This is a genomic window from Paraburkholderia tagetis, assembly GCF_022213065.1.
Taxonomy (GTDB): Bacteria; Pseudomonadota; Gammaproteobacteria; order Burkholderiales; family Burkholderiaceae; genus Paraburkholderia; species Paraburkholderia tagetis.
In genome coordinates, this window is record NZ_JAKLJA010000037.1 from 47,631 (window position 1) to 72,146 (window position 24,516).

At 64.2% G+C, this 24,516-nt stretch carries 19 protein-coding genes, 1 tRNA gene and 1 pseudogene; 4 read left to right on the top strand and 17 right to left on the bottom strand.

Features of this window, described 5'->3' with window-relative positions; genetic code table 11:
• Positions 1–51: 51 nt before the first annotated feature.
• Complete coding sequence (locus L5014_RS30040; RefSeq protein WP_238467430.1) at positions 52–246, bottom strand: hypothetical protein; 195 nt, start codon at positions 244–246, stop codon at positions 52–54.
• Positions 247–728: 482 nt separating this feature from the next.
• Between L5014_RS30040 and L5014_RS30045 the strand changes: the two are divergent.
• Positions 729–1,007, top strand: a pseudogene (locus L5014_RS30045) (GntP family permease); the annotation flags it as partial.
• A gap of 51 nt (positions 1,008–1,058) precedes the next feature.
• On the opposite strand, the gene L5014_RS30050 reads toward L5014_RS30045, so the two are convergent.
• Both L5014_RS30050 and L5014_RS30055 read right to left on the bottom strand, forming a co-directional pair.
• On the bottom strand, positions 1,059–2,642 hold the full coding sequence (locus tag L5014_RS30050) for an amino acid permease (RefSeq protein ID WP_238467431.1): 1,584 nt from the start codon (positions 2,640–2,642) through the stop codon (positions 1,059–1,061).
• A 308-nt stretch (positions 2,643–2,950) separates the two neighbouring features.
• The gene (locus L5014_RS30055) at positions 2,951–4,660 is read right to left on the bottom strand and encodes a dihydroxyacetone kinase family protein (RefSeq protein ID WP_238467432.1); all 1,710 of its coding nucleotides are present in this window, start codon (positions 4,658–4,660) and stop codon (positions 2,951–2,953) included.
• Between the two features lie 187 nt (positions 4,661–4,847).
• On the opposite strand from L5014_RS30055, the gene L5014_RS30060 reads away from it, so the two are divergent.
• Positions 4,848–4,924: transfer RNA gene (locus L5014_RS30060), tRNA-Val, on the top strand.
• Between the two features lie 145 nt (positions 4,925–5,069).
• Here the strand turns inward: L5014_RS30060 and L5014_RS30065 are convergent.
• From L5014_RS30065 to L5014_RS30095, 7 genes are all read right to left on the bottom strand, one after another.
• The gene (locus L5014_RS30065; protein WP_238467433.1) at positions 5,070–5,969 is read right to left on the bottom strand and encodes a glutamate/aspartate ABC transporter substrate-binding protein; all 900 of its coding nucleotides are present in this window, start codon (positions 5,967–5,969) and stop codon (positions 5,070–5,072) included.
• Between the two features lie 91 nt (positions 5,970–6,060).
• On the bottom strand, positions 6,061–7,374 hold the full coding sequence (locus L5014_RS30070; protein WP_338019355.1) for a D-amino acid dehydrogenase: 1,314 nt from the start codon (positions 7,372–7,374) through the stop codon (positions 6,061–6,063).
• Positions 7,375–7,554: 180 nt separating this feature from the next.
• Positions 7,555–8,142 carry a BPSL1445 family SYLF domain-containing lipoprotein gene (locus L5014_RS30075; RefSeq protein WP_238467435.1) on the bottom strand — a complete coding sequence of 196 codons (588 nt, stop codon included), beginning with the start codon at positions 8,140–8,142 and terminating at the stop codon, positions 7,555–7,557.
• Positions 8,143–8,258: 116 nt separating this feature from the next.
• Positions 8,259–9,230, bottom strand: a complete 972-nt coding sequence (locus tag L5014_RS30080) for a DUF2950 domain-containing protein (protein ID WP_238467436.1) — start codon at positions 9,228–9,230, stop codon at positions 8,259–8,261.
• 20 nt (positions 9,231–9,250) lie between these two features.
• Positions 9,251–10,642, bottom strand: coding sequence for a DUF3300 domain-containing protein (locus L5014_RS30085; protein WP_420800164.1), 1,392 nt, complete (start codon positions 10,640–10,642; stop codon positions 9,251–9,253).
• Between the two features lie 262 nt (positions 10,643–10,904).
• Positions 10,905–12,263 (bottom strand): TAXI family TRAP transporter solute-binding subunit, encoded by a 1,359-nt coding sequence (locus L5014_RS30090; RefSeq protein ID WP_238467437.1) that lies wholly within the window; start codon positions 12,261–12,263, stop codon positions 10,905–10,907.
• Between the two features lie 146 nt (positions 12,264–12,409).
• Positions 12,410–12,946 (bottom strand): carboxymuconolactone decarboxylase family protein, encoded by a 537-nt coding sequence (locus tag L5014_RS30095; protein WP_238467438.1) that lies wholly within the window; start codon positions 12,944–12,946, stop codon positions 12,410–12,412.
• Between the two features lie 204 nt (positions 12,947–13,150).
• Between L5014_RS30095 and L5014_RS30100 the strand changes: the two genes are divergently transcribed.
• Complete coding sequence (locus L5014_RS30100; protein WP_238467439.1) at positions 13,151–14,077, top strand: AraC family transcriptional regulator; 927 nt, start codon at positions 13,151–13,153, stop codon at positions 14,075–14,077.
• A gap of 42 nt (positions 14,078–14,119) precedes the next feature.
• Here L5014_RS30100 and L5014_RS30105 read toward each other — a convergent pair whose 3' ends face one another.
• The 3 genes from L5014_RS30105 to L5014_RS30115 form a co-directional block, all read right to left on the bottom strand.
• The gene (locus L5014_RS30105) at positions 14,120–15,040 is read right to left on the bottom strand and encodes a LysR family transcriptional regulator (protein WP_238467440.1); all 921 of its coding nucleotides are present in this window, start codon (positions 15,038–15,040) and stop codon (positions 14,120–14,122) included.
• Positions 15,041–15,120: 80 nt separating this feature from the next.
• Complete coding sequence (locus tag L5014_RS30110) at positions 15,121–15,375, bottom strand: helix-turn-helix domain-containing protein (protein ID WP_238467450.1); 255 nt, start codon at positions 15,373–15,375, stop codon at positions 15,121–15,123.
• Between the two features lie 128 nt (positions 15,376–15,503).
• A complete protein-coding gene (locus L5014_RS30115; RefSeq protein ID WP_238467451.1) occupies positions 15,504–16,997 on the bottom strand; it encodes an aminotransferase-like domain-containing protein in 1,494 nt (497 codons plus the stop codon).
• 190 nt (positions 16,998–17,187) lie between these two features.
• On the opposite strand from L5014_RS30115, the gene L5014_RS30120 reads away from it, so the two are divergent.
• The gene (locus L5014_RS30120) at positions 17,188–19,551 is read left to right on the top strand and encodes an FdhF/YdeP family oxidoreductase (RefSeq protein WP_238467441.1); all 2,364 of its coding nucleotides are present in this window, start codon (positions 17,188–17,190) and stop codon (positions 19,549–19,551) included.
• A 22-nt stretch (positions 19,552–19,573) separates the two neighbouring features.
• Here the strand turns inward: L5014_RS30120 and L5014_RS30125 are convergent, their stop codons facing one another.
• The 4 genes from L5014_RS30125 to L5014_RS30140 all read right to left on the bottom strand — a co-directional run bounded on the left by L5014_RS30125 (position 19,574) and on the right by L5014_RS30140 (position 23,671).
• Entirely contained in the window at positions 19,574–19,939 is a 366-nt protein-coding gene (locus L5014_RS30125) for a response regulator (protein WP_238467442.1), read from the bottom strand.
• A 71-nt stretch (positions 19,940–20,010) separates the two neighbouring features.
• Positions 20,011–20,541, bottom strand: coding sequence for a hypothetical protein (locus tag L5014_RS30130; RefSeq protein ID WP_238467443.1), 531 nt, complete (start codon positions 20,539–20,541; stop codon positions 20,011–20,013).
• Positions 20,538–21,266, bottom strand: a complete 729-nt coding sequence (locus L5014_RS30135; protein ID WP_238467452.1) for a methyl-accepting chemotaxis protein — start codon at positions 21,264–21,266, stop codon at positions 20,538–20,540. The genes L5014_RS30130 and L5014_RS30135 overlap by 4 nt, the downstream gene beginning before the upstream one ends.
• 35 nt (positions 21,267–21,301) lie before the next feature.
• Entirely contained in the window at positions 21,302–23,671 is a 2,370-nt protein-coding gene (locus L5014_RS30140; RefSeq protein WP_238467444.1) for a HAMP domain-containing protein, read from the bottom strand.
• Between the last annotated feature and the right edge of the window lie 845 nt (positions 23,672–24,516).

Consider the following 24,516-nt stretch of genomic DNA (forward strand, 5'->3'; position numbering starts at 1 on the left):
ATCAATTTTATCCTGCCGATATCAGCACGCTTCAGAATGAATAGACTTCTATCAGGATGACAAACGGCAAGACGCACTGACGCTTTCAAGCTCACGGAGACGCGCTTTCGGCGTAGCAATTACACCCTGGCTCTCGTAAGCCAGACCTTCAAGCGTCATCACGTAACGGATCAGGTCGTCGCGCGTGTAGTCGTTCGGGAATGTGCCAATACCATGCAGTTCCTTCAACCTCGTTTCTGTCCTCATGCTGTCAAAATCCTGTAGTTATCCTGAATTGCCAGCTCAACAAGTCACTTGCTGACGACGGCCTAACGGAAAGGACTGGTCGACGCGCCCGCGCCGCAGAAACAGAAAGGGAGGGTGAGCGGGCACTGAACAGGGTTGACAGACCGGTGTCACAACCAACCGGCAGGCCGAAGCCTCCCCGCCCAGGCCCGCCCGTAGAAACCTGTGGACGAACAAAGGCAGCCGCCCACCCTTGCGGGCGAGCGGGTTGTGACTTGCAGGCTGTCAAACCTGACCACCGCCCCGAAGGCTAGTGGCTTTTGGATTCTGAACCGGCCCGCAATTTTCACCATGACAGGCGTCAAGGCTTGCGGAGAAACCGGCGCAGCAATTTTACACTGTCCTGGAACCGGTCAGCCAACCCAGGAGCCGTCTGGAAATCGCACCCCGTGATTTTTCGGCCATGTCGCGTCGGTGAGCCACGCACACGATGATAGGACCGCGCTTCGGGCGGCATGAGCATTGCGCTCGCCGCCATGTCCGACGTCTTCATCAAGGGCGCGCAGGCCGCGAATATTCCGCTCGATGTACTGCATCGCGTAGTGGCGATGGCGAGCGGCGGCATGGACACGCTTCCGCACAATGGCGCGGTGATCACGCTGCTCGCGGTGACGGGGCTCACGCACCGCGAATCGTATCGCGACATTTTCGCAGTCACGGTCATCAAGACGATGGCCGTGTTCTTCGTGATTGCGGTCTTTTACGCAACCGGCATTGTTTGAGAAAGACCGGTTGAAAAAACTGGCGGAGGGTTGTTGCTCCTCCGCCAGCTTTTACGCTTCGTGACCGCTTCTAACCACCTCTTTATCTCCCCGCGAATCTCCCGCCGCTAGCGAGCCGTTCGCCTGTGCCAGCGCACGCGCCTGCCCCATGTAAGGCTCGATATCCATTTCCGTGTATTCGATAAAACGGCTCTTCTTCACGATCCGGTAGCCGAGCCACATCACAACAAACAAGGGAATGCCGATATACGTGGCCAGCATGCTCACCCAGTCGATTTTATTGGCCGTGAACGCCTGGTAGTCCTGCCCGAGCATGACAATGAGACAGACCGCGAAGGCGAATATCGGCCCGATGGGAAACCACTTCGACCGGTATGGCAGTTGATCGAGCGAATAGCCTTGCGCGACGAACCCCTTGCGGAAACGATAATGACTGGCGGCAATGCCCAGCCATGCGATGAACCCCGTCATTCCTGATGTGTTGAGCAGCCACATATAGACGGTCTTGTCGCCGTACATCGACGAAAGAAAGCACAGCGCGCCCACTGCCGTGGTTGCATAAAGCGCATTCCTCGGCACGCCGCTCGCCGAAAGCTTGCCGAAGAGCCTCGGCGCGCGGCCTTCGATAGCCAGGTTATAGAGCATTCGCGTGGAGGCATACATGCCCGAATTGCCTGCCGACAGCACGGCGGTCAGGATAACGGCATTCATGACGCCCGCTGAAAAAGCCAGGCCTGCGCGGCGAAATACGAGCGTGAACGGGCTGACGCCAATATCGGTCACATCGGATTTCAGGAGATTCGGGTCGGTATGCGGAATCAGCAAACCGATGACGAAAATGGCGAGCACGTAAAACAGGAGAATTCGCCAGAACACCTGCCGTACCGCGCGGGGAATGTTCTTTGCCGGGTTTTCCGATTCGCCGGCGGCCACGCCGATCAGTTCAGTTCCCTGAAACGAAAAGCCCGCGATCATGGTGACACCCAGCAAAGCGGGCAGGCCGCCCGTGAACGGTCCGCCATCGAGTGTGAAGTTGCCCCAGACGTGATCCGCACCGCCCTTCAGAATGCCGATAATCATCAGCAATCCAATGCCGATGAATGCGACCACGGTGACCACCTTGATCAGCGAGAACCAATATTCGGCCTCGCCGAAACCGCGAACGGAAAGTGCGTTGAGCAGGAACATCACGCTGAGAAAAGCGGCGCTCCACCAGACTCCGGGTACGTGGGGAAACCAGTAACCCATCACCAGTTGCGACGCAACCAGTTCGACGGCAATGGTCACTGCCCAGTTGTACCAATAGTTCCAGCCCAGTGCGAAACCAAAACCCTCGTCGACGAATTTCGCGCCGTAGGTCGCGAACGAGCCGGAGACCGGCATGAACGCGGCCATTTCCCCGAGGCTCGTCATCAGGAAGTAGACCATCAAGCCAATCACCAGGTATGCGGCCATGGCGCCGCCGGGTCCGGCTTGTGAAATGGAGGCCCCCGAGGCGACGAACAAACCGGTGCCGATCGAGCCGCCGATGGCAATCATGGTCAGGTGGCGGGCTTTTAGACTGCGGTGCAGCGCAGGTGCCGGGTCCCGAGAGCCGGAAGCGCCCTCTGAACCGCGATGCGGATTCGAATCCATAAAAATTCTGACTTCTTTTTAACGAGTGTGACAGGGTGATCGAGTTTCCAGGCCATCCGGAAGGCCGGTGGCCAACGACATTGCGCAAGAGGACGCACCGGCTGCCTTGCTGACAGCCAGTGCCGACGTCGCGGCAAATGGGGGAACCCTATGACACAACAAACTGGCGCAACGCCCGGACAGGCGTGCCGCTCGACCGGGCGACCAGAGCGCCCGTCCTCAATGACTTGACCGGGATTTTATAGCAGCGGCACCCAGGACCGGCGCTCGGGCCATGAACTTGATATTCATACCCACCCCAAAATCCATCACGCCCCCACATGAGGGCGCAGCGCCGCAAGCCAGCACACCACCGCCACCGCGCCCGCATCGGGTGAGCCGATCGCCCGCTCGCCCAGATAGCTCGCGCGGCCCACGCGCGGATGCATATGCGCCGTGGCCTGCGCGCCGTGCTCGGCGGCGGCCACCGCGGCCGCCCAGGCGCGCTGCGACGTCTGGCCGTGCTTCAGCGCTTCTTCAAACGCATCCAGCGCAGGAATCAGCGCGTCCAGCATGGTGCGGTCGCCGGCCTTCGCGCCACCCAATTCGCTGATCGCCTCGATTGCACCGCGAAACGCCTGCGCCCACTCTTGCGGTGCGGGCTCCGGCGTATCCGCGAGATGACGCGACGCGCGCAAGAGCGCCGCGGCATAGAACGGCCCCGAGCTGCCCGCAATGGCCCGGCGCATGCTCGCGCCGAGCGACGCCAGCGCCTGCGGCGCCGTGCCGAGCACATGAACCGGCGTAGCGGCCACCGCGTCGGCGGCGCGCCGCATGCTGGCGCCGAGATCGCCATCGCCCGCGAGCGCATCGAGCTCGGTCAGGCGCGCTTCGTTCTCGGTCAGCGCTAGCGCGACCGCGTCGAGCGCCGCCTTGAGCCTCGCCGCCCATGCCGCGCGCGCCGCATCCAGTGACGGTGCTACGGACTCCTCATGATTGACGCCCGAGGTGTCGAGACGGATGGTCGGGTTCACGCAGCCCTTGCCGGGCCAGGCATGCGTATCGGTCTGCGCATCGAGCAAGGCGAGCTTGCCGTCGTCCACCCGCATCAACGAGATCGAGCAGCCCGGCATGTTCAGCGCCGAAAGGAACGTGCCCGCCCATGCCCGCTCCACGCGCACTTCGCGGCAGCGCAGGCTCGCAATAGCCGCACGCAGCACGATATCGAGCTCCATCTGCGGCGTGGCGCCGAGGCCGTTGACCATCAGCACGACGCGTTCGCCGCGCGTGATGGCGAGGTCGTCGAGGATATTGACGAGCAGCGCTTCGGTGAGGTCGTTGGCCGGTAGCAGCGCGCTGCGCTCTACGCCTTTTTCGCCATGAATGCCGAGCCCGATTTCGATTTCGTCGTCGGCGAGGCTGAAGCTGGACGTCCCCACGCCCGGCAGCGTGCAGCCGTCGAGCGCGACGCCCATCGTGCCGAGATTGGCCGCCGCATCGCGCGCGATCGCCGCCACCACTTCGAGCGTCGCCCCACGCGCGGCAGCCGCGCCCGCGATCTTGTGGATCAGCACTGTGCCGGCTATGCCGCGCCGCTGATGGCGCTCAGCATGGCCGCGCAGCGCGACGTCGTCGGCGACGGTCACGACTTCCACGGGAATGCCTTCGGCACGCGCCAGTTCGGCAGCGAGACCGAAGTTGAGCCGGTCGCCGGTGTAGTTCTTGACGATGAGCAGCGCGCCCCGTGAGCCCGCCGTCGCACGAATGGCCGCGAGCACCGCGTCGGTGGGCGGCGACGTGAAGACCTCGCCGCACACGGCCGCGCTCAGCATGCCCGCGCCCACATAGCCGCCGTGCGCGGGCTCGTGGCCGCTGCCGCCGCCCGAGATCAGCGCGACCGGGCGTGCATGGGACTCGGGAATGTCCCGGCGAATGAGCACGTTTTCCTCGCCGAGGATGACGACGTTCGGTGCCTGCAGCGCGATGCCTTCGAGCATTTCGCGCACGACGTCGGACGGATGATTGACGAGTTTCTTCATGACGGCCCTGATGAATGCGGTTGAACATCCCGGCCAGGCAGCCGCGCCTTGACGCCACGCCAGGTGGCATGGCGCGCCGTAGGGTCCAGTCAGTGTACGCCGCTCGTCAGGGCGGCGCCCGTTTTCAACAATTTGCGAAAAGCGCTTGCAAGCCTGCGGGAGTGTCTCTATAATTCGCGCTCTCAACAGGCTCGTAGCTCAGTTGGTTAGAGCACCACCTTGACATGGTGGGGGTCGTTGGTTCGAATCCAATCGAGCCTACCAACGAATATGCTGTACCGTGTGTGCCCGCAGTTCCGCGCCACGCAATGAAAATGACGCACTCCCTCACGGGACTGCGTCATTTTCTTTTTGGCATTCGTTTTCAACTGCGGTTTTCAACCGCGGTTTTCAGGCGCGCATCACTCTATCAATCGAGCGCCTTGTCGTTCGGATGCGCGAACAGGTCCTTCATCTGCTGCGAAAGCGGATAGTCGAGGTTCATGCCATTGGGCGGAATCGGCTGCGTGAACCACTTCGTGTAGAGCCTGGCCATTTCGCCCGAGGTCTCCATCTTCGCCACCGTGTCGTCCACGAGCGCCTTGAATTGCGGATCGTCGCGACGGAACATGCACGCGTAGTTCTCCGAAATGGGCGGCGTGCCCGTCACGACATAATCGTTCGGCTTCTTCGTCTTCGCGCGCTCGCCATAGAGCAGCGGCTCGTCCATGACGAACGCCACCGCGCGCCCCGTCGTCACGTTGAGGAACGATTCGGCGTGGTCCTTCGCGCTGATGATCGTCATGTTCATGCGCTTTTCTTCATTCATCTTGCGCAGCAGGCGCTCGTCCGACGTGCCCGCCGTGGTCACGACGGTCTTGCCCGCGAGATCGGGAAAGTCCTTCACACCCGAATCCTTGCGCGTGATGAAGCGAATGCCATAAAGAAAGATGCTGTTGGAAAACGCCGCCTGATTCTGGCGTTCGAACGTGTTCGTGGTCGAGCCGCATTCGATGTCGATGGTGCCGTTCTGCACGAGTGGAATACGGTTCTGCGAGGTGATCGGAACCGTCTTCACCTTCAGGTTCGGCATATTGGTCTTCTGCTTGAGCGCATCGACGATCTTCAGCGCGATTTCCTGCGAATAGCCGACCACGTTCTGGTTCTGGTCGTAGTACGAGAACGGAATCGACGACTCGCGCGTGCCGAGCACGATCACGCCGCTGTCGTGAACCTTCTTGAGTGTGCCTGTGAGTTCATCCGCATAGGCGACGCCCGCGAGCGTCGTGAATGCCAGCGCCATCGCCGCGAACAGTCTGGTTTGGTTCATCGTGCTCTTCTCCCAACTCGTCAAAGTAAAGATGTTGCCTCGCAATGAATGCGTGGTTCGTGATGCCTGGATGCCTGCTGAGCGCCGTGCGTCAGCGGCCGGGCGCGAATGCATCGCCATCGAGCGACAGTTCGCGCTCCGCGAGCAAGTCGGCCATCAGTTGCGCGCTCCCGCACGCCAGCGTGAAGCCCAGCGCGCCGTGCCCCGTGTTCATCCACAGATTCCGAAAACGCGTGGCGCCAATCAGCGGCTTGCTGTCCGGCGTGGCCGGACGCATGCCGGTCCACGTCTGGATTGCGCCGTAGTCGCCGGCCTCGGGAAACGTTTCGCGTGCCTGGCGCGCGAGCAACGCAATGCGCTCGTTATCCGCGTGCGCGCTCATGCCCGTGAGATCGACCATGCCCGCAATGCGCAGGCGCTTGCCAAGCGGTGCGTACACGACCTTGTGATGCGCATCCGTGACCGAGACGCGCGGCGCGCCCAGCGCGCTCGCATTGGGCAGCGTGAGACTGTAACCCTTGAGTGGATACACAGGCACGCTCACGCCAAGCGAGGCCAGCATCGGCTGGCTCTGAAAACCCAGGCACACCACGAACGCATCGGCTTCGATGTCGCCCGCCGAGGTCACCGCCGCCTGCACGCACAGGCCTTTCGTACGGAGTCCGGAGAATTCCGTGGCGAGACGCAAATCCACGCCATCGCGTTGCGCCGCGCGCGCAAGACCGCGCGTGAAGCTGTCGCAATCGCCCGCCTCTTCGCCCGGGGTATGAATACCGCCCGCAATCTCGCCGCCGATGTGCGCGAGCGCCGGCTCTAGCGCGACGCACGCCGCGCCGTCGAGCGCGTGCTGCTCGCAGCCGAGTTGCGCCTGATAGCCTGCCTGATTGCGCGCGCCCTCGAAGGCATCGCGACGGCGATATACCACGAGCTTGCCGTTGCGCACGTAGTCGAACGCGAGCGCCTCGCGCGCGACAATCTCGTGCATGAGCCGCTGGCTCAGAAAGCCTAGACCGAGCAGCTCCGCCGTGGTCGCACGGCTGCGGGCGCGCGTGCAGGCACGCAGGAACGCGACGCACCAGCGCCATTGGCGCGGGTCCAGACGCGGCACGAAACGCAGCGCGGCCTCGCGCGAGAAAAGCCATTGCGGCAGCTTCGGCAGCACCGAAGGATCCGCGAGCGGCGCCACATAGCTGTAGCTCAGTTGGCCGCCATTGGCGTGGCTGGTCTCCTGCGCCACGTCCGCATGACGCTCGACCAGCGTCACCTGATGTCCGTCGCGGGCGAGAAAATATGCGGTCGTCACACCGATCACACCGCCGCCCAGCACACAAATTCGCATATCCCGATGTTCTCGTTCGTCTTGTTCTCGTTTTGGCCTGGCCGCCCCTGCGACCCATGACGGCAGTCTCTCCAGGCAAAAACAGGAACTCAATTGCGAATTGCGCGAGGGGTATAACCTCAGGTTAAGGAGAGCGCTCCGGGGAAGTCCATCTGAATTTCGGCGCGCGACAGGAGACAGGCAAGGCCTTGCGCCTTGCCTTTTTCACAGGATCCGGCGCGAGCGCGCCGGCCCTGGCCTGGCGCCTTAGATTTGCAGGCGCGTGACCTTGGTGCCCGCGAGCGAGACGTCGGCCATCAGGCCCGCGTTGGTCATGACGAACACTTCGACCGGATGCGTGGCCGTGTTGGTGTCGACGGCGCCGTTCGCGCCCACCGTGACAAGCGCGACCGAAGCATCGGCGCCCGCGGCCCAGCCGTCCGTGCTACGGAATTTGTTGAGCGCGTCCTCGGTCATGAAGCAGAAGATGATGGCCTTCGACTGGGCGCCCGCCTGCAGGCCGAGCGAGCCCGAGACCGTGCTGTAGTAGCCGGTCGTGCCGCCGCCCACGCGCAGTGCGCCCTCGCCGTACTGGGCACCGACGATGAAGCCTGCCTGCAACACGGACGGGAACACGAGCACGCCGCGCGACTTCGCGACGAGTTCATGCGAACCTTTCACGGTGGAATACAGTTTTGCCATGGCGCCATCGACGCTCGCGTCGATCGAGCGGCGCTTCGTCAGGTTGGTCGCTGCGTTCGAGGAATTTCCCGGCGTAGTGGTGCAGCCCGCGAGCGCGAAACCGCCGGAGGCAAGCGCGACGGCCGCCGAAAGCATGAAGTTGCGTCGTTGCATGTCGTTATCTCCACACAATTGAGGGTGCGTGGAGGAGTGCAGCAAATCGCGTACCCGGTCGATGCGAGCCAACTCTGCCCGCACCGACCGGCGACACACTCACGTGCCCAAGCCACTCAAGGCGTGGTGGACTGCCAGGACGAATCGGGATTGAAGCTCTTGAGCGCGGCGGCCGTGCGTGCACCGTTGGGCCCGAGGTCCTTCTGATAGAGCTTGCCGTCCTGGCTGATGATGAAACTCATCACGCCCGTCTTGCCATATTGCGCAGGCCACGCCACGAGTGCGAAGCCGTTGGCCAGTTGGCCGTTCTCCATGTAGCCGCGCGCACCGCCATTCGCATGTGCGCCCTGCGCCGTGAGAATGCGGAAGTGGTAGCCGTGATATCCCTCCTGCGGCGTGACTTTCGCGTTATGCGGCATGGCTTCGGCAAGCGGGCCGAGCGGGCTCTCGGCCTCGCCGGGCTCGACGGGCCAGTAGAGGCCGTCATGCGTGCCGGGCGTGCTCACGAGCCGCTGCGCATAGTGCTGCGTGAGCTTGCGGTAGTCGTTCTGCGCGTCGACATAGGCGAGCGAGCTGAGCATGGCCGCGCGCTCGTTGCGGCCGATACGCCGCGTGAGCAGTTCGCTTGCGCCCTCGCGCGGATCGAAACGCCAGCCGCTGGCGCTCTGCACGAGCGGGATGGGCAGCGTCCAGCCGCTGTCGCCCACGGCCAGGTGTGCGCTTGCCTTGCCCGCCACGGGCTTGGCGTCGGGCACGATCTGATGGCCCTTCGACCACGCGCCGAGGAAGTCGTAGATGTCTTCCTCGCCGATGTCCCTGGTGGGGATGAAGTGCTGGAAATCGTTGCCGAGCACGTGCTTCATCGCATCGTGGTCGTTGGTGGCAAGCGCGTCGGTAAACGCGTCGGCCGCGGCGTCGGGCGTGGCATAAACGGCCTGCGCCGAAGCCACGCCTGCGCCGGGTACGGCCAGCAGTGCGGGCGCGGCGAACAGCGCGAACGCCACTGCCGCGGTGAGCCGGGCGAGCCCGGCAGGCCTCGTGTCGCGCGATGCGTGTTGCGACAGACGGCGTGCGTGTTTGCGGATCATCGCAAGACTCCTATAGAGATTCAACGACGACCAAAGTGGCCGCCACCGCCCAGTCGGCCACCGCCACCGCCGCCAAAGGAGGGATGCGCATCGCCGCCCGCCCCGCCGAAGCCACCGCCGCCAAAGCCGCCGCCGCCCCGGTTCTGGAACGCCGCGCGGCTTTGCTGGCCGCGCTGCATGTCGGCGCGCGCCGCGTTGCCGTCGCCGGCTCCGCGCAGCGCGTTGTCGCGATTGGCGCTCTGCGCGCGATTGCCGAGATCGTTCGGTCGATTGAGGTTCTGGCCGCGGTTGTTCAATTCGTTGCCATGGTTGAGGTTTTGCGCGCGATCGTTCGGCCCGTTGCCGCGATTGCCGTTCTGCAGGCCATTCGCGTTGGGCCGGTTGCCGCCCTGCTGAATATCGTGAAGACGCTCGCTCGCGTTGCCGCCCAGGTTCTGGCCGGTGCGGTTCTGCAAGGTCTGCATGGCCTGCGAGCGCGACTGGTCGTAGCCGCGGAACGAGTTGTGCTGGCCGTTGAGGTTCGCGTTGTTGAGGTGCTGCCCGTTGAAGTTCTGGTTACGGCGCTCGACGTTGGCGTTGCGATTCCAGTTTGTCGTGCTGTGGTTCGTGTTGATGCGATTATTGACGTTGATGTTGTTGTAGCGGTTCACGTTGATGTTGACGTCGTGCGAGCCCCAGCCGAAGCCGCCCCACAGCGAGTTCGCCACCGCGATGCCCGCGCCGAACGCAAGCCCGCTCACGAAGCCCGTGGCGATCGCATAGCCCGGAGGCGGCGGCATGTACACGGGCGGATAGGCGGGATACGGCCATGCGCCATACACCACGGTCGGGTTATACGTGGGCACGTACACCACCTGCGGATTGGCCGGCTCGATCACGATCGTTTGCGTGGTCGACGTGCTCGTTGCCGGCTGCACGATCACCTTCTGCTGTTCGGTGGTCTTGAGATTGCCAGCCTTCTGCGCCTGCGCGCGCAAACGCTGCACGGAGTCCATGACGTCGCCGGGCTGCGCGAGAAAGGCATTGCCGATCTGCGAAACCCAGTCGGGCTTGGAATCCATGGTGGCCAGCACCTGCGGGAAGGCCACGAGCGACTGCACGCTCGGGTCCCACGGCTGGGAAGCGACGGCCTTCACGGCGTCGTCGCCCTTGAGGTTCGGATTGGCCTTCGACCACGCTGCGGCGGCCTGCACGTCCTGTGGGAACGTAGCGGCCATGAGCACCTGCGCGAGCAGCGCGTCGGGATAGAGCGCGATGGGCGCCGTGAGCGAGTCGAGTTGCTGGTTCGACAAATGCGCAGCGCTTTGAGCAATGGCGGCGGCAGGCCCGGTCGGGCCGACAAAAAGCGGTGCGGCCGCGAGCGCGGCGCACATGAGCCAGGCAGCACGCTGGCGTACACCGGACGATTTCACGAATCGTTCCTCCTCGTTGCGGATGGTTCTTTCAGGACACCGTAAAGGGCGCCTGCGGTGCGGTGCGGTCTGAAACTTTAATAGAGAGACACCGCGATTTGATGCGACGTATTGAAACGCGCTAGCGTGAAAAATAAAGGGGCGTGACTGAAGGTGTCAACAGAGATTTCGTTAAAAATCATCCGTTTATGGAAATGCATCAATTACATTGAATAAACCGGATTTCGAAATAATCCGCACGACATGGAATTCGCCTTTTCATTCAATGTCCTGCACCTTCCGGCTGCTTGGGTCCTGGTGCAAGGTGCATACGCACAAAACCCACATGCTCGCGCAGCACATAGAAGGCATCGGCATAGGCGAGCGGCATGCGCAGCGTATTGAGCGAGCGCTCGATCTCGTCGAGTTCCGCAATGAGCACGCGCCGCTCGTCCTCGCTCGAATGCTTGAGCGCGTCGCGCTCGATTGCAATGAGCGCCCCGTAATAGCGATAAATGCGCGAACGCACGCGCCAGCGATACAGCGCGGGAATCGCCCGCAGCGCCGGAAAAACCAGTACGGCAAGCGGCAGCAGCAGCACGAGCAGACGGTCGGTCATGCTCGCGAGCCAGAACGGCAGTGTGCGATAGAGAAAGCTCTTGCCCGACTTGTAATAGCGCGTGGCGTCTTCGCTGATGCGGAAATCGTGCGCGACGGGGCTCGGAAACTCACCGGCGCGCTGCAACAGCCCGGGCACGCCGTTGACCTCGCCCGCGGCTTCGACGATGAGATCGGAGATCGCCGGATGCAACGTATTGCGCGCAACGATCTCCACGGTCGGCCCGATCAGATTCACGGTCTTCGGCGGTATGCGGCGGCGCAGGTCGAGCACGCCGGGCGGCAGGTCGATGCTCTCGAGATACGGAAAGAGCCGCGTATAGGCCGCCGATTCGTCGAAGCTCATTACTGAAATGCCGGGTATGCCGAGCAGGCGCTGCATGAGTTCGCGCGTGGTGGAGTCGCCGCTCAGCATGGCCGCGTCCACGCGGTTCGAGACCAGCGCGGTGGCGGCCTCCATGCCGTCGAGCGGCAGGAAGGTGGAGTCGCCGCCCGGGTCCATGCCGTTCGCATCCAGCAGCCGCAGCGAGAGCTCGCGCGTGCCGCTGCCCACGCGGCCGATGGCGATGCGCCGGCCCTCGAGCGCGGAAAGCTGGGTGAGCCCCGAGCCGCGATAGAACACGACGATGGGCAGATACGCCACGCTGCCGAGCGAGACGAGCGAGCGCGTGTCGAGCCCGTCGGCCACACCGCCTTGCACGAAGGCGAGTTCGACCTTCGACTTGGGATCGAGCAGGCGTTGCAGGTTCTGAACCGAGCCGTCCGACTCGAGGATTTTGAGCTTCACGCCGTTGCGCGCGAGGATCTTGCTATAAGCCTCGGCCATCTGCATGAACGAGCTGTCGCGCGGCCCCGCGCTGATGGTGATGGTGCGCGGCGGCGATGGATCGACGAGCCACACGAAGATTGCCACGACGGCAATGCAAAACAGCGCGATCGGCAGCGATGCGAGCGCGAGATCGCGCCACGCGGGATGCGATGGATCGCGCATGAAATTCGGCAAAGGCGGACGATGTCGTTTCATGAAAATCCGGCGGCTATGCGTCGAAATCAGGAAACCTCATCATGCCATTTTCGCGCCGGATCGGAACGCTGGTGTTTGCGAGAGTGTGCCTTTGCGCTTGCGGCGCGGCAGTGGCGTGCGTGCCGCGACGCGACGCGCGCACGCCGTTACGCCACGGCCGGGAAATCGAGCGTCGTGTCGTTGATGCGGTTCACCAGATTCGTGAACGTGATCGACGCGATGGCCAGCGCGATCTCCACGATCTGGCGCTCGGTATAGCCTGCCTCGCGAATCGCATTCACCTCGGCTTCGGCCACCGTGCCATGCGTGCGCACCAGCACGCGCACGAAATGCACCAGCGCGTCGCGCTTCGCTTCGCCAGTGGCCTCGCCCGCGCGGATCTGCTTCATCGCTTCGGGTGCGAGACCCGCGAACTTGCCCGCCAGCGTGTGTGCAGCGACACAGTAATCGCAGCCCGCCACTTCGCTCACCGCGAGCTTGATGGTTTCGATGTCGGGCTTCGCGAGCGAGCCGCCGGCCAGCACGGCATCGACGGCCAGCATCGCGCCAAGCGCTTCGGGACTATGCGTGCCGATGGTGGCGTAAGCGTTGGGCACCTTGCCGACGGCCTTGCGGATCTTCGCGAAGATTTCGGCGGCGGCGCCGGTGGCGGCTTCGGGGCGAATGGCGGAAAGACGGGACATGACAGACTCCTCAAGTTGAACTGGACTGACTGAATGAAGCCAACTGCGTGAAGCCAACTGCGTGAAGCCAACTGCGTCGGACTCGCTGTGTTGCACAGCCATCGTCGATGGCATGAAGCCAGTGTAGCCACGCGGCCCCAGGCATTTAATGCCAGAATGGCGCGACTTCATGCTCATTCGTCTCATGCCGCCCAGCCGCCGCCCATGGACATCCTCAGCCGCCTTCTGACGCTCATGCCCGTCGCGGGCCGCCTCGACGTGCGCTGCCATTTCGGCGCGCCGTGGCGCATCGACGAGCCCGCCGCAGGCGCGCGCGAGATCCGCTATCACGTGCTGCTGAGCGGCACGGCCATCGTCGAGGATGCGCACGGCGCACCCACGGCCCTGCATGCGGGCGACATCGTGCTGTTTCCCTCGGGCGCGCCCCACTTGCTGCACGACGGCAGCGGCGCGCCGCCGGCCGCCATCGAAACGCGCTTCGAGCTGGGCCTCACGGTCGAAACGAACCTTGCCGGGCACCCTTCCGCCGATGTGCTCTGCGGCCGCTTCCTGCTGCCCGCCGTGCCGCAGCGCCTGCTGCGCGAGCATCTGCCCGCGCGGCTCGTGGTGCACAGCGCGGGCGCCGGCGGCGACCCGCCCGAGCGCCTGGTGCGCCTGATCGCGCTGCTGCGCGACGAGGCGCTCGACGCGCAGCCCGGCAGCGAGTCGCTCGTCAATCATCTTTCGGGGGCGCTCTTCGCGCTGACGCTGCGCTACGCGAGCCGCGCCGATGCGCCGCCGCGGGGCCTGCTCGCCCTCGCGCAGCAGCCGCGCCTGCAACCCGCCATCGACGCCATGTTCGACGCGCCCGGCAAGCCCTGGACGCTGCCCGAGCTTGCCGCGCTGTGCCATATGTCGCGCGCGACGTTTGTGCGTCATTTCGATGAAGCGATCGGGCGCAGCGCCACCGACGTGCTCACCGATATCCGCATGACGCTCGCGGGCCGCCTGCTTGCGCAGGGCAGCCAGCCGGTGGCCGAGATAGGCGAATTCGTGGGCTATCAGTCCGATGCCGCGTTTCAGCGCAGTTTCAAGCGCCACGTGGGGATGACGCCCGCGCAATGGCGTGCGGCATCGCGCGTGAGTGCTTGAGTGCGCGTGTAAGCAACCCTCTCAGCCTGGGCCTTCAGGCCGTCAATCGCCTTGCCGAGCCGTCGGCGCCGGGTCGCCAAAGAACGCGGTGGCGTGGTCGATGAAAGCCCGCACTTTCGCGGGCAGCAGCGTGCGCGACGCATAGGCGAGGCGGATCTCGATCTGCGCATCGACGATGGGAAAATCGTCGAGCAGCGTGACGAGCCGCCCCGTCTCCAGTTCGCGCTGCACGAGCGCAAGCGGCAAAATGCCGATGCCGAATCCATCCAGCACCATCGCGCGGTTGAAGTCGGGATTGTTCGAGGCGATGTCGTATTTCAGGCGCACGGTCACCTCCTCCCCGCCCGCGTGGAACGTGAGCGAGGGCTTGCGCAGCGAAGGCGGCATCGGCACGAACCGGTGCGATTCGAGCTCTGCTGGATGCTGCGGCGTCGAGGTTGCCGCAAGGTACGCGGGTGTGGTGACGAGCGCCAGTGGAATGCGTTCGAGCAGCTTCGTCACCGTGGCCTCGTTATTGAGCATGAACGGCAGCACGATCCCGAGGTCGTAGCCGTCCGCGACCAGATCGACGGGGCGCTCGGTCAGCATCACGTCGAGCGTCACCAACGGATGCGCGCGCTTGAAGCTGGCGATGAGCGGCACGAGCCGGTTCACCGTGGCCGTGGTGTGCGCGACGAGGCGCAGCACGCCGCTGGCCTCGCGCGTCTGCTCGGTGGCGCCCGCCTCCAGCGCGTCCAGGTCGTCGAGCACGCGGCAGCAGCCGTTGTAGAAACGCTCGGCGGCTTCGGTGAGCGAGACCGCGCGCGTGGTGCGATGAAAGAGCCGGCTGCCGAGGCGCTTTTCCAGCCGCGCGATCGCACGCGAAACCACGGGCGTGGCGATCCCGTGCATGTCCGCGGCGCGCGTGAAGTTGCGCGCCTCGACCACGGAACGGAAGATCCGCAGGGTGTCGATATAGTCCATGGCGATTGCGCCAGCGAGGGCGAATGGATTCGGTGCAGTAGCTTAAAGCCGCGCGGGCAAATCTGCCTGAGCCGGCTGCGTCACGGCGCGGGCTCGCCGAAGACTTCCGCGCAAAACGCCCGGCCGTCTTCGGACAAACTCGCGCTGCCAGTGCCGTCCTCGGCGAGCGTCGCCACCGCGAGACCGCTGTCCACGAGGCCGGTGAGATGGCGGCGCAGGCCGCTCATCGGCACGCCCGCCTGCTTCGAGAGCTTCGCGAGCGACCATGCGCGCCCCGGCGTTTCGCATTGCGCGCGCCAGAGTTGCTCGAGTATCGCCACCAGCGCCGGATCGATTTCGTCGCCGCTTGTGTCTCCGCTTGTGTCTCCGCTTGTGTCTCCGCTTGTGTCGCCGCTTGTGTCGCCGCTTGCGTCACCGTTCGTGTCGCCGCTTCCTTCGGCTTGGTCGTTCATCGTGTGTCTCCTCATGCCATTTTCGCGGCCAGCTCGCCGAGCGTCTTCAACGCCGCCTCGGTCTGCTCGGTCCACGGATAGCTGTAGTTCAGGCGGATGTAATGGTGGAAATCGTTGCGCATCGAAAACATGTAGCCCGGCCCAATCGTAATGCCCTGCGCGAGCGCGGCGCGATAAAGCCGCATCGAATCCACGCGCGGCGGCAGCTCGACCCATAGCACGTAGCCGCCCTGCGGGTCGGACGTGCGCGTGCCGGCGGGAAAGAACCGCTCGATCATCGCACGCATGAGCCGCGCCTGCTGACGATAGAAGCGGCGCAACCGGCGCAGGTGGCGGTCGTAGCCGTCGTGGCGCAGATAGTCGGCGAGCGCGACCTGCGGCACCGAAGGCGTCGTGAGCGTATTGAGGAACTTGAGCTTCTCGACCTGCGCACGATAGCGTCCCGGCAGCGCCCAGCCAATCCGGTAGGATGCCGAAAGACTTTTTGAAAACGACGCGCAATGCAGCACGAGCCCGCGCGTGTCGAACTGCTTGAGCGACGATGGCCGCGTCGGCCCGAAGTACAGCTCCTGATAGACGTCGTTCTCGATCACGGGCAGGTCGTGCGCCTCGGCCAGCGCCACGAGCCGCTTCATGTGCGCCTCGGGCATGCGAAAGCCCAGCGGATTCTGGAAATTCGGCATCACCATGCACGCGGCCACCTTCTTGCGCGCGAGCACGCGCTCGAGCGCATCGAGGTCGATGCCGGTATCGGGATGCGTGCTCACTTCAATCGCGCGCATGCCGAGACGCTCGATCGCGTGCAGCATCGCGTAGTAAGTGGGCGACTCGACCGCCACCGTGTCGCCCGGCTTCGCCACCGCTTGCAAACTCAGGTTGATGGCCTCGGTCGCGCCCACCGTGATGACGATTTCCTCGGGATCCACGTCGGCGCCGTTCTCCGCGTAGCGGCGCGCAATCTGGCGAATCAGTTCGGGGTTGCCGGGCGGCAGGTCGTCGATCAGGTTCCAGCTCGCATGGCGCCGCGCAATCGCATTCGCGTACTGGTTGATGCGCCGCCACGGAAACAGCGCCGGATCCGGATACGGCGAGCCGAGCGGCACCGCGTCCTGCGCGACGATGCTGCGCAAGGTGGAAAGCACGAGGCGGCTCACGTCCACCGGCGCGGGCACTGCGTTGGGCACGGACCCCATCGGCACTTTCGCCGCGCCCGCGCGGCGCGGCTTTGTGCCCCGAGCCGCCTGAGCCGCCCGAGCCACCAGATCCTCGCGTGAATCCGGCCCGTCGCGCTGCACGGGCCGCGCCTTCACGAAGAACCCCGACTGCGGCCGCGACTCGATCACGCCCCGGCTCTCCAGCAGCGCATAGGCGTGCACCACGGTCTTGATGCTCACGCCATGCTGAACACTCGCACGCCGCACCGAGGGAACCCGCTCGCCCGCAGCAAACACGCCGCGCCGCACCGCGGCCTCCATGTCGTCGGCGAGTTGTTCGTAGCGGGGCACAGTCGGCGGAGCGGTCACGGGCGGCGGCCAAAGCAAAGCGGGCAATCCCGTGAGTCTATGTCAAAACGCCGCAACTGTACCCCTTGCCTTTTGGTTTTTCTGTGATCACCGGGCATGCAGGAACACAGTAGTCTTTGCACATCGGGCTGTGCACCCGCACCGGCCTTGCCTGATCAGATCCGAACGCAACATGAAAAAGCCGCAACCCCGCATCGAGCCCTACCACCATCCCGCCGCCGGCTGGGGAGCGCTCAAGCAAGTCGCCATCAACCTCATCAAGGAGAAAGTGACGGGCGGCAACTACCGGACGCTGCTCAAGCAAAATCAGCCCAACGGCTTCGACTGCCCCGGCTGCGCATGGCCCGACCGCGAGCACGCCTCCACCTTCGAGTTCTGCGAGAACGGCGTGAAAGCCGTGGCCGCAGAGGCCACCAGCAAGCGCGTGACGCCGCAGTTCTTCGCGGAGCACACCGTGACCGAGCTGATGACGCAGTCCGATTACGAACTCGAGCAGCACGGCCGCCTGACCGATCCGCTCGTGTACGACGCGCAGGCGGACCGCTACGTACCGATCGCCTGGGACGATGCGTTCCGGCTCGTCGCCAGGCACCTCAACGCGCTCGACGACGCGAACCGCGCGGCCTTCTACACCTCGGGCCGCGCGAGCAACGAAGCCGCGTTCCTCTATCAGCTGTTCGTGCGCATGTACGGCACCAACAACTTCCCCGACTGCTCGAACATGTGCCACGAAGCCACCAGCCGCGGCCTGCCGGGCACGGTGGGCATCGGCAAGGGCACGGTCACGCTCGACGACTTCGAGCACGCCGACACGCTGCTGATCTTCGGCCAGAATCCCGCCACCAATCACCCGCGCATGCTCGGCGAGCTGCGCGATTGCGCGAAGCGTGGCGCGACCATCGTCTCGATCAACCCGCTCAAGGAGCGCGGCCTCGAGCGCTTCGCGAGCCCGCAGCACACGCTCGACATGCTCTCGCCCTCAGGCGTGCAAATCAGCTCGGTGTTCATCCGCCCGCGCGTGGGCGGCGACTTCGCGCTCATCAAGGGCGTGGCCAAGCGCACGCTCGAACTCGACGATGCTGCGCGCGAAGCCGGCGCGGAACGCGTGCTCGACGTGGATTTCCTCGCGGAGCATACGGTGGGCTTCGAGTCCTTCGCGGCCGACCTGCGCGCCGAGTCGTGGGACACCATCGTCGCCGAAGCGGGCGTGCCGCTCGAAGAGGTGCTCAAGCTCGCGGATATCTACACGAAGGGCAAGGCCGTCATCGCGACCTGGGGCATGGGCATCACGCAGCACAAGAACTCGCTCGCGACCGTGCAACTGCTTTCGAACCTCATGATGATGCGCGGGAATATCGGGCGTCCCGGCGCGGGCCTGTGCCCCGTGCGCGGCCATTCGAATGTGCAGGGCGACCGCACGGTGGGCATCGAGGAGAAACCCACCCAGGCGTTCCTCGATCGTCTTGGCAAGGCCTACGATTTCGAGCCGCCGCGCGAGCACGGCTACGACGTGGTCGAAACGATTCACGCGATGCTCGAAGGCCGCGTGAAGGTGTTCATCGGTCTCGGCGGCAACTTCTCGATCGCCACGCCCGACACGCCGCGCACGTGGGAAGCCATGCGCTCGTGCGCGCTCACGGTGCATGTGACCACCAAGCTCAATCGCAGCCACCTGGTGCACGGCAAGGACGCGCTCATTCTGCCCACGCTCGGGCGCACTGAGATCGACATGCAGAACGGCGTGCCGCAAGGCGTGAGCGTGGAAGACTCGATGAGCATGGTGCACATCTCATACGGCATGAACCGGCCGGCTTCGCAGAACCTGCTTTCGGAAATCGCCATCGTCGCGCGCATGGCGCACGCCACGCTCGGCAGCGAAAAGGTGGATTGGCTCGGGCTTGCCGCCGATTATTCGAAGATCCGCGACGGCATCGAAAAAGTGCTCGACGGCTTCGAGAACTACAACGAGCGCCTGAAGCAGCCCGGCGGCTTCCATCTGGGCGTGGCCTCGCGCGATCGCGTCTGGATGACGGAAAGCGGCAAGGCGCAATTCGTGGTGCACGCGATTGCGCTCGACACGCCCATTCATCGCGCACGCGCAGCGCACGGCCAGCAATTGATGACGCTGATGACCACGCGCTCGCACGACCAGTACAACACCACGATCTATGGTCTCGACGACCGCTATCGCGGCGTCTATGGCCAGCGCCGCGTGCTGTTCGCGAACCGCGAGGACATCGCGATGCTCGGCTACGAGCCAGGCCAGCGCGTGGACATCACGAGCGTATGGGACGACGGCGTGGAGCGCCACGTCGAGGACTTCCTGCTCGTGGAGTACGACATTCCGCGCGGGTGCCTGGGCGCCTACTATCCGGAGACGAATCCGCTCGTGCCGCTTTCGTCGGTTGCCGATGGCGCAGGCACGCCCACCTCGAAGTCGATTCCGGTGCTGTTGAGTCCCGCATTGAGCCCCGCATTGAGCCCCGCATCGAGCCCTGCATTGAGCCCGACGAAGGCAGAAACGCGCGTGGCGTGATTGGCGCTCGCCAGGCGGGCCTTCAGCCCGCCAGCTTGCGGAACGTCTCCAGCACCGCGTCGCCCTTGAACGGCTTGACGATCCAGCCGCGCACGCCGGCCGCCTTGCCGCGCTCCTTCATGGCGGGGCTGCTTTCAGTCGTGAGCATCACGACGTTGACCGCCGCGTTCCCCAGTTCGCCGCGGATCTTCTCGACCATCGTGAGGCCGTCCATGTTCGGCATGTTCACGTCGCTCACCACGAGCTTCACGCCCGGATTCGCGCGCAGCTTCGCGAGGCCATCCTTGCCGTCCACCGCCGTATCCACGTCCAGACCGTTCTTGCGCAGGAACCCCGCGACTTCGTCGCGCACCGTGCCCGAATCGTCCACTACCAAAATCTTTGCCATGTTGTTTTTTCCTTGCGCGCCGTGAGCGGCGCGCTGTGTGTCGCGCTGTGTGTCGCTTTGTACCGATACCGTCAAAACAGTTCGAGCTCGCCCGTGCTTTCCTGCGCCTCGGTCAACTGATCGGCCACGAAATCGAGCGGCGAACTTGTGCAGATGCACAGTGTCGCCCCCAGCCGCACGGCGCCGTCGATCGTGAGCGCGTACGACTTCAGATAATCCGGCTTCAATTCACGCAGATAGTGCAAACACTGGCTGTCGAGCGCATACGGCGTGGACATCCCCAGATCGGGAAAATACTCGAGCAGATGCTGGTTCATCGCGCCGCAGCACAGATTGCCGAACTCCATGAACGCATCCGCCAATACGCCTTCCGCTTCACCCAGGTAATACGCGCGCGTTGCTTCGTCATCCTTGATATGCAAAAGAAGCAGCAGACGAAACTGCATCGACGAGATGGTGAGGAGCACCGCATGCTCGCCCTCCGCGCTATCGTCCGGCGCGGACGCGATCTCGCACGCATGCTGGGGATCGGTCACGAGGCGCGTGCGCGCCGCTGCAAAAAGGATTCGCTCGAAGCTGTCCTGCGCCTGCGGGCCGATCATGCGGGCACCCCGTCATGCGCTTCCTGAAGTTGCACGTGCAGTTGTTGTGTGAGCGACTCCACGCTCGCGAGCGCAGCCGCGATCATCTTGCCGCCCGCCTGAATGTCCTGGAACGTCGCGGTCGTGACGAGGTCGTTGCGGTGCAGGCTGTCGCGATAGCTCTTCGAAAGCTCCTGCGAGCGCGTGGCGAGCGTGCGCACCTCGCTCGCGACAATCGAAAAGCCGCGGCCCGCCGCGCCCGCACGCGCCGCTTCGATGGACGCATTGAGCGACACGATCAGCACATGGCTCACGATCGACGAGAGCACCTGGTTCTTCTCGTGCATGTCGCGGTTTTGCGCCATCAACGAGATCATTTGCTCGTGCCAGCGCTCGAACACCATCGACATCTGCTTCAGACGCGCCGCCTCCGCCGCGATGCGTTCGGCGCGCTGCAACGCTTCGGCGCTGTGCGCGCGTTCGGTCGCGAGCGCCGATTCCATCGCTTCGTTCACCCACTTGCGTTGCGCAAGGTCCGCGCGCAGCGACTCGATCTGCGCGGCCAGCGGCTCATGCTCCAGCGCGGCGCGCTCCCGCTCCGCCAGCACGCGCGCCTCGGCCTGCGCGAGGGCGTCGTCATGCTGCGCGCGCAGCGACCGTTCCGCGTCGCGCCAATGCGCGCGCGAGCGACGACTGAGCCCGACTGCGCATAGCGCCGCCACCGCGACGCCTGCCGCCGCGCCCATCAAATACGGAAATAAAACCACCACAGCATCCCCCGCTATTGCGCCAGCGCGCTTTCTTGCGACGCAGCACGCTCGCTGGCGCATGCGACGGCGAATGCCAGCGGTAAGTCCACAATTGTTTCGAAGTGCCGATAATCGGCGCCTTGCCGGTTGTCGGTAAAGCGCAGCTCGATGCGGCCGCCCTTGCGCGCCAGAAAGTCCCGGACGGCATCCATGCCCACACCGCGCCCCGATACCTCGGTCACGCTGTGCGCCGTGGAAAAGCCCGCGTGGAAAATAAATGCGGCGACCATCTCGTCACGGGCCTTTTCCTGGGCGCCCAGCCAGCCGCGCTCGACCGCGACGGCGCGAATACGTGCGAGCGCGAGACCCCGGCCATCGTCGGCGAGCGCGATGCGCAGCATGCCGTCGGCCACGCTCAATTCGATGCCGATGCACCCCGCCTCGTCCTTGCCCTGTGCGCGGCGCTGCGCCGGCATCTCGATGCCATGATCGAGCGAATTGCGCAGCAAATGCGTGAAGACATCGTTCACGGTGCCCGCTGCATCGCTGCGCAACCGGTAGCCGCCATCGTCGATGCGCACATGCGGCGCAACCTTGCCCAGCTCCTGCGCCAACGAAGGCAGCGATGCGAGTACCCCGGCAAGCGCCTCTTCCACGCTTTCGGTGCCGATGCCGCCCAGCACGCGCCGCAGTTCCGTGCGCATCGCGCGCAGCGAAGCGAGGTCATGGTCATTCGCGTGATCGAGCAGGCGCAGGCTCGCATCGATCTGCTCGCGCCCGATTCCACCCGCAACCTCGCCGGCCACCCCGCCTTGAACGCGCGCACCGCGCCCGAGGCTCACGTCGTTGAGCGTCGCATAGTGATCGACCGCTTCGCGCACACGCTGCAAGTCGTCGATCAGCGCCTGCTGATCCCAGGTGTGATTCGCATCCTCGCGGCGCAGCGCGTCGTAGCGCTGCTCCACTTCGTGCACGACGCCCGTGAGATGCTGGAGGCTATACGTGCGCGCATTGCCCTTCACCGTGTGCATATTGCGAAACAGCGCGGCGACGGCATCCATGTCCGCACAATCGTGCTGGCGAATGATGCGCTCGTTCTCGTGGATAAAGCCCTTCGAGCTTTCCACGAAGCGATGAAACTTCTCCTCGCTCACCGCGAGAATCTCGCCGATCATCTGCAACCGGCGCTTCTGCTCGCCCGCCTCCGCCGCCAGTTCGCGCAGCTCGGTCACGTCGCGCACGCACAACATCAGGCGCACCACCACATCGTGTTCATCGGTGATCGCGGACCAGCTCAGGTCGAGCACCTTCTCGCGGCCATCGGGCAGAGTGTGCGTAATCTCGTTCACGAGCAGGTGCTGGTTGAACGCGAAATTCACGTCATCTTCGCCGAGGCAGGCGTGCACGGCGGCATCGATCTGCGCGAGCGTATCGGCGTCCAGTTCCGTGTGCGAGAACACGAGATCCATGAGCGGACGCCCCGCAATCTCGCTGGTCTCGAAGATCGCTTCGAGCCAGGCCGAATACTCGTCGTGCACGATCGCGCCTTCCACGACCGTGAGAATGCCTTGCTGCATGTTCTGCAACATCGCCTGAATGTCGGCGGTCTTGCGCGCGAGCTGCGCGGAGTTGTGCTGGATCTTCTCGATCATGCCGTTGAACGCGACGATCGAGTGACCGATCTCGTCCATGCGGCCGACCGGCACGCGGCGCGTGAAGTCCTGGCTCGACGCAATCTCGCTCATCATTTCCTGCATGCGCGAAAGCGGCCGCGTGATCTGGCGATACAGCAGCGTGCCGATCAGCGTGAGCAGCAGCATTGCACCGCCCGTCACGCCCCCAATGGCGCTCGTGGTGGTGTCGAGCGTGCCGTTGAGCGCCGTGATGGCCGCGTCCTTCTGGCGGTTCTTCTCCACGCGCATCGTCGTGACGATACCTTCGAGCTCGTCGCGATACTGCGCGACGTTCGCGAAGAGATAGGCCTGCGCGAGCGCGTTCTTGCCCGCCGCCGTCATGTTCACCGTTTCTTCGATGGCGTTGAAATAGTTCGCGAGGCTTTCCCGCGCTTGCGCGACGAGCCCCTCCTGCGCGTGGCCCGCAGCGGCCTGACGCTGAACGTCGAGCGCGGCGCGCAACGCGGCCTGCTTCTTCCTGAGTTCGTCCTGCGCCAGTTGGGACGTGGTCGCGTCGGGCGCGTAGACGAGCGTCATGGTCGCGAGCTGCACGTCTTTCACGAGCGAAACGAGATCGGCCGAGGCCAGTGCGCTCGGTACGACGCCTTGTGTGACCTGATGGACGTCGGTGGCGCTGAGGCGCGTCTGATAGACCGCGTAGCCGCCAATGGCGGACAACGCGACGAACATCAGCACGATGAGTAGCGTGATGCGGTGGCGAATGGTCATGTCGAAATCCCCGAGCCTCTTTCGCACCGGACGCGCTATGACTGCGCGACTCATGGCACGAGAGGCCAATTTATTCGGGGGGCATTATCGACGCTTATATATGACGAATTGATGAACAGACTTAATTCATGTGCCTGCGCTCCGGCATGAGTTCTCTTGGTTTGGTGATGTAAATCGTGAATCCGAGCGAGCAGCGCAAACGTTTGCGCGTGTGGATTTCCGGTAGTTTGCTTTTTTGGGTTTCCTTTTTTGTCGCGTTTCCTTGTATTCATGTCGGTATGCCAGCGTTGCCCCTGTGCGGGGCGGCACCTACTTTTCTTTGCAGCCGCAAAGAAAAGTAGGCAAAAGAAAGCGGCTCAAACCGCCAGTGTGACGCCGTACACCTCTTGCCTGTGATCGAAGTGGTTCCGGGGCATCCGTCACCCCGCACCTTCAACGGTAGTGACAAAGGAGTCATTCATCCCGCTGCTCGCTACGCGCGCAGCGGTCGGGTATGCAAGGGAAACCATGAGTACTGCGTGGGTAAGCGAATGTGCATGCGCCCCACCGGTTTTGGGTTATGCCCCACGGCGCGCGTAGCGCCGCCGGAGGAATGAGCCCTTAGTCACTCTGTTGTACGGCGCGTGGTGGCAGACGCTCCGGAACCGCTCCGATGATGGGCACGAGGTGGACGGCGTAACACTAGCGGTTTGAGCGGCTTTCTTTTGCCTACTTTTCTTTGCGGCTGTGTACAGACTGGAGACATAGCTGACAGGTGTACGAGGACATGGTTGACACTTTCGGGCAGTCCAACGCCCGGATCCAATCATGCCCTGGAACGTAAAAGACACCATGAGCCTCAGACA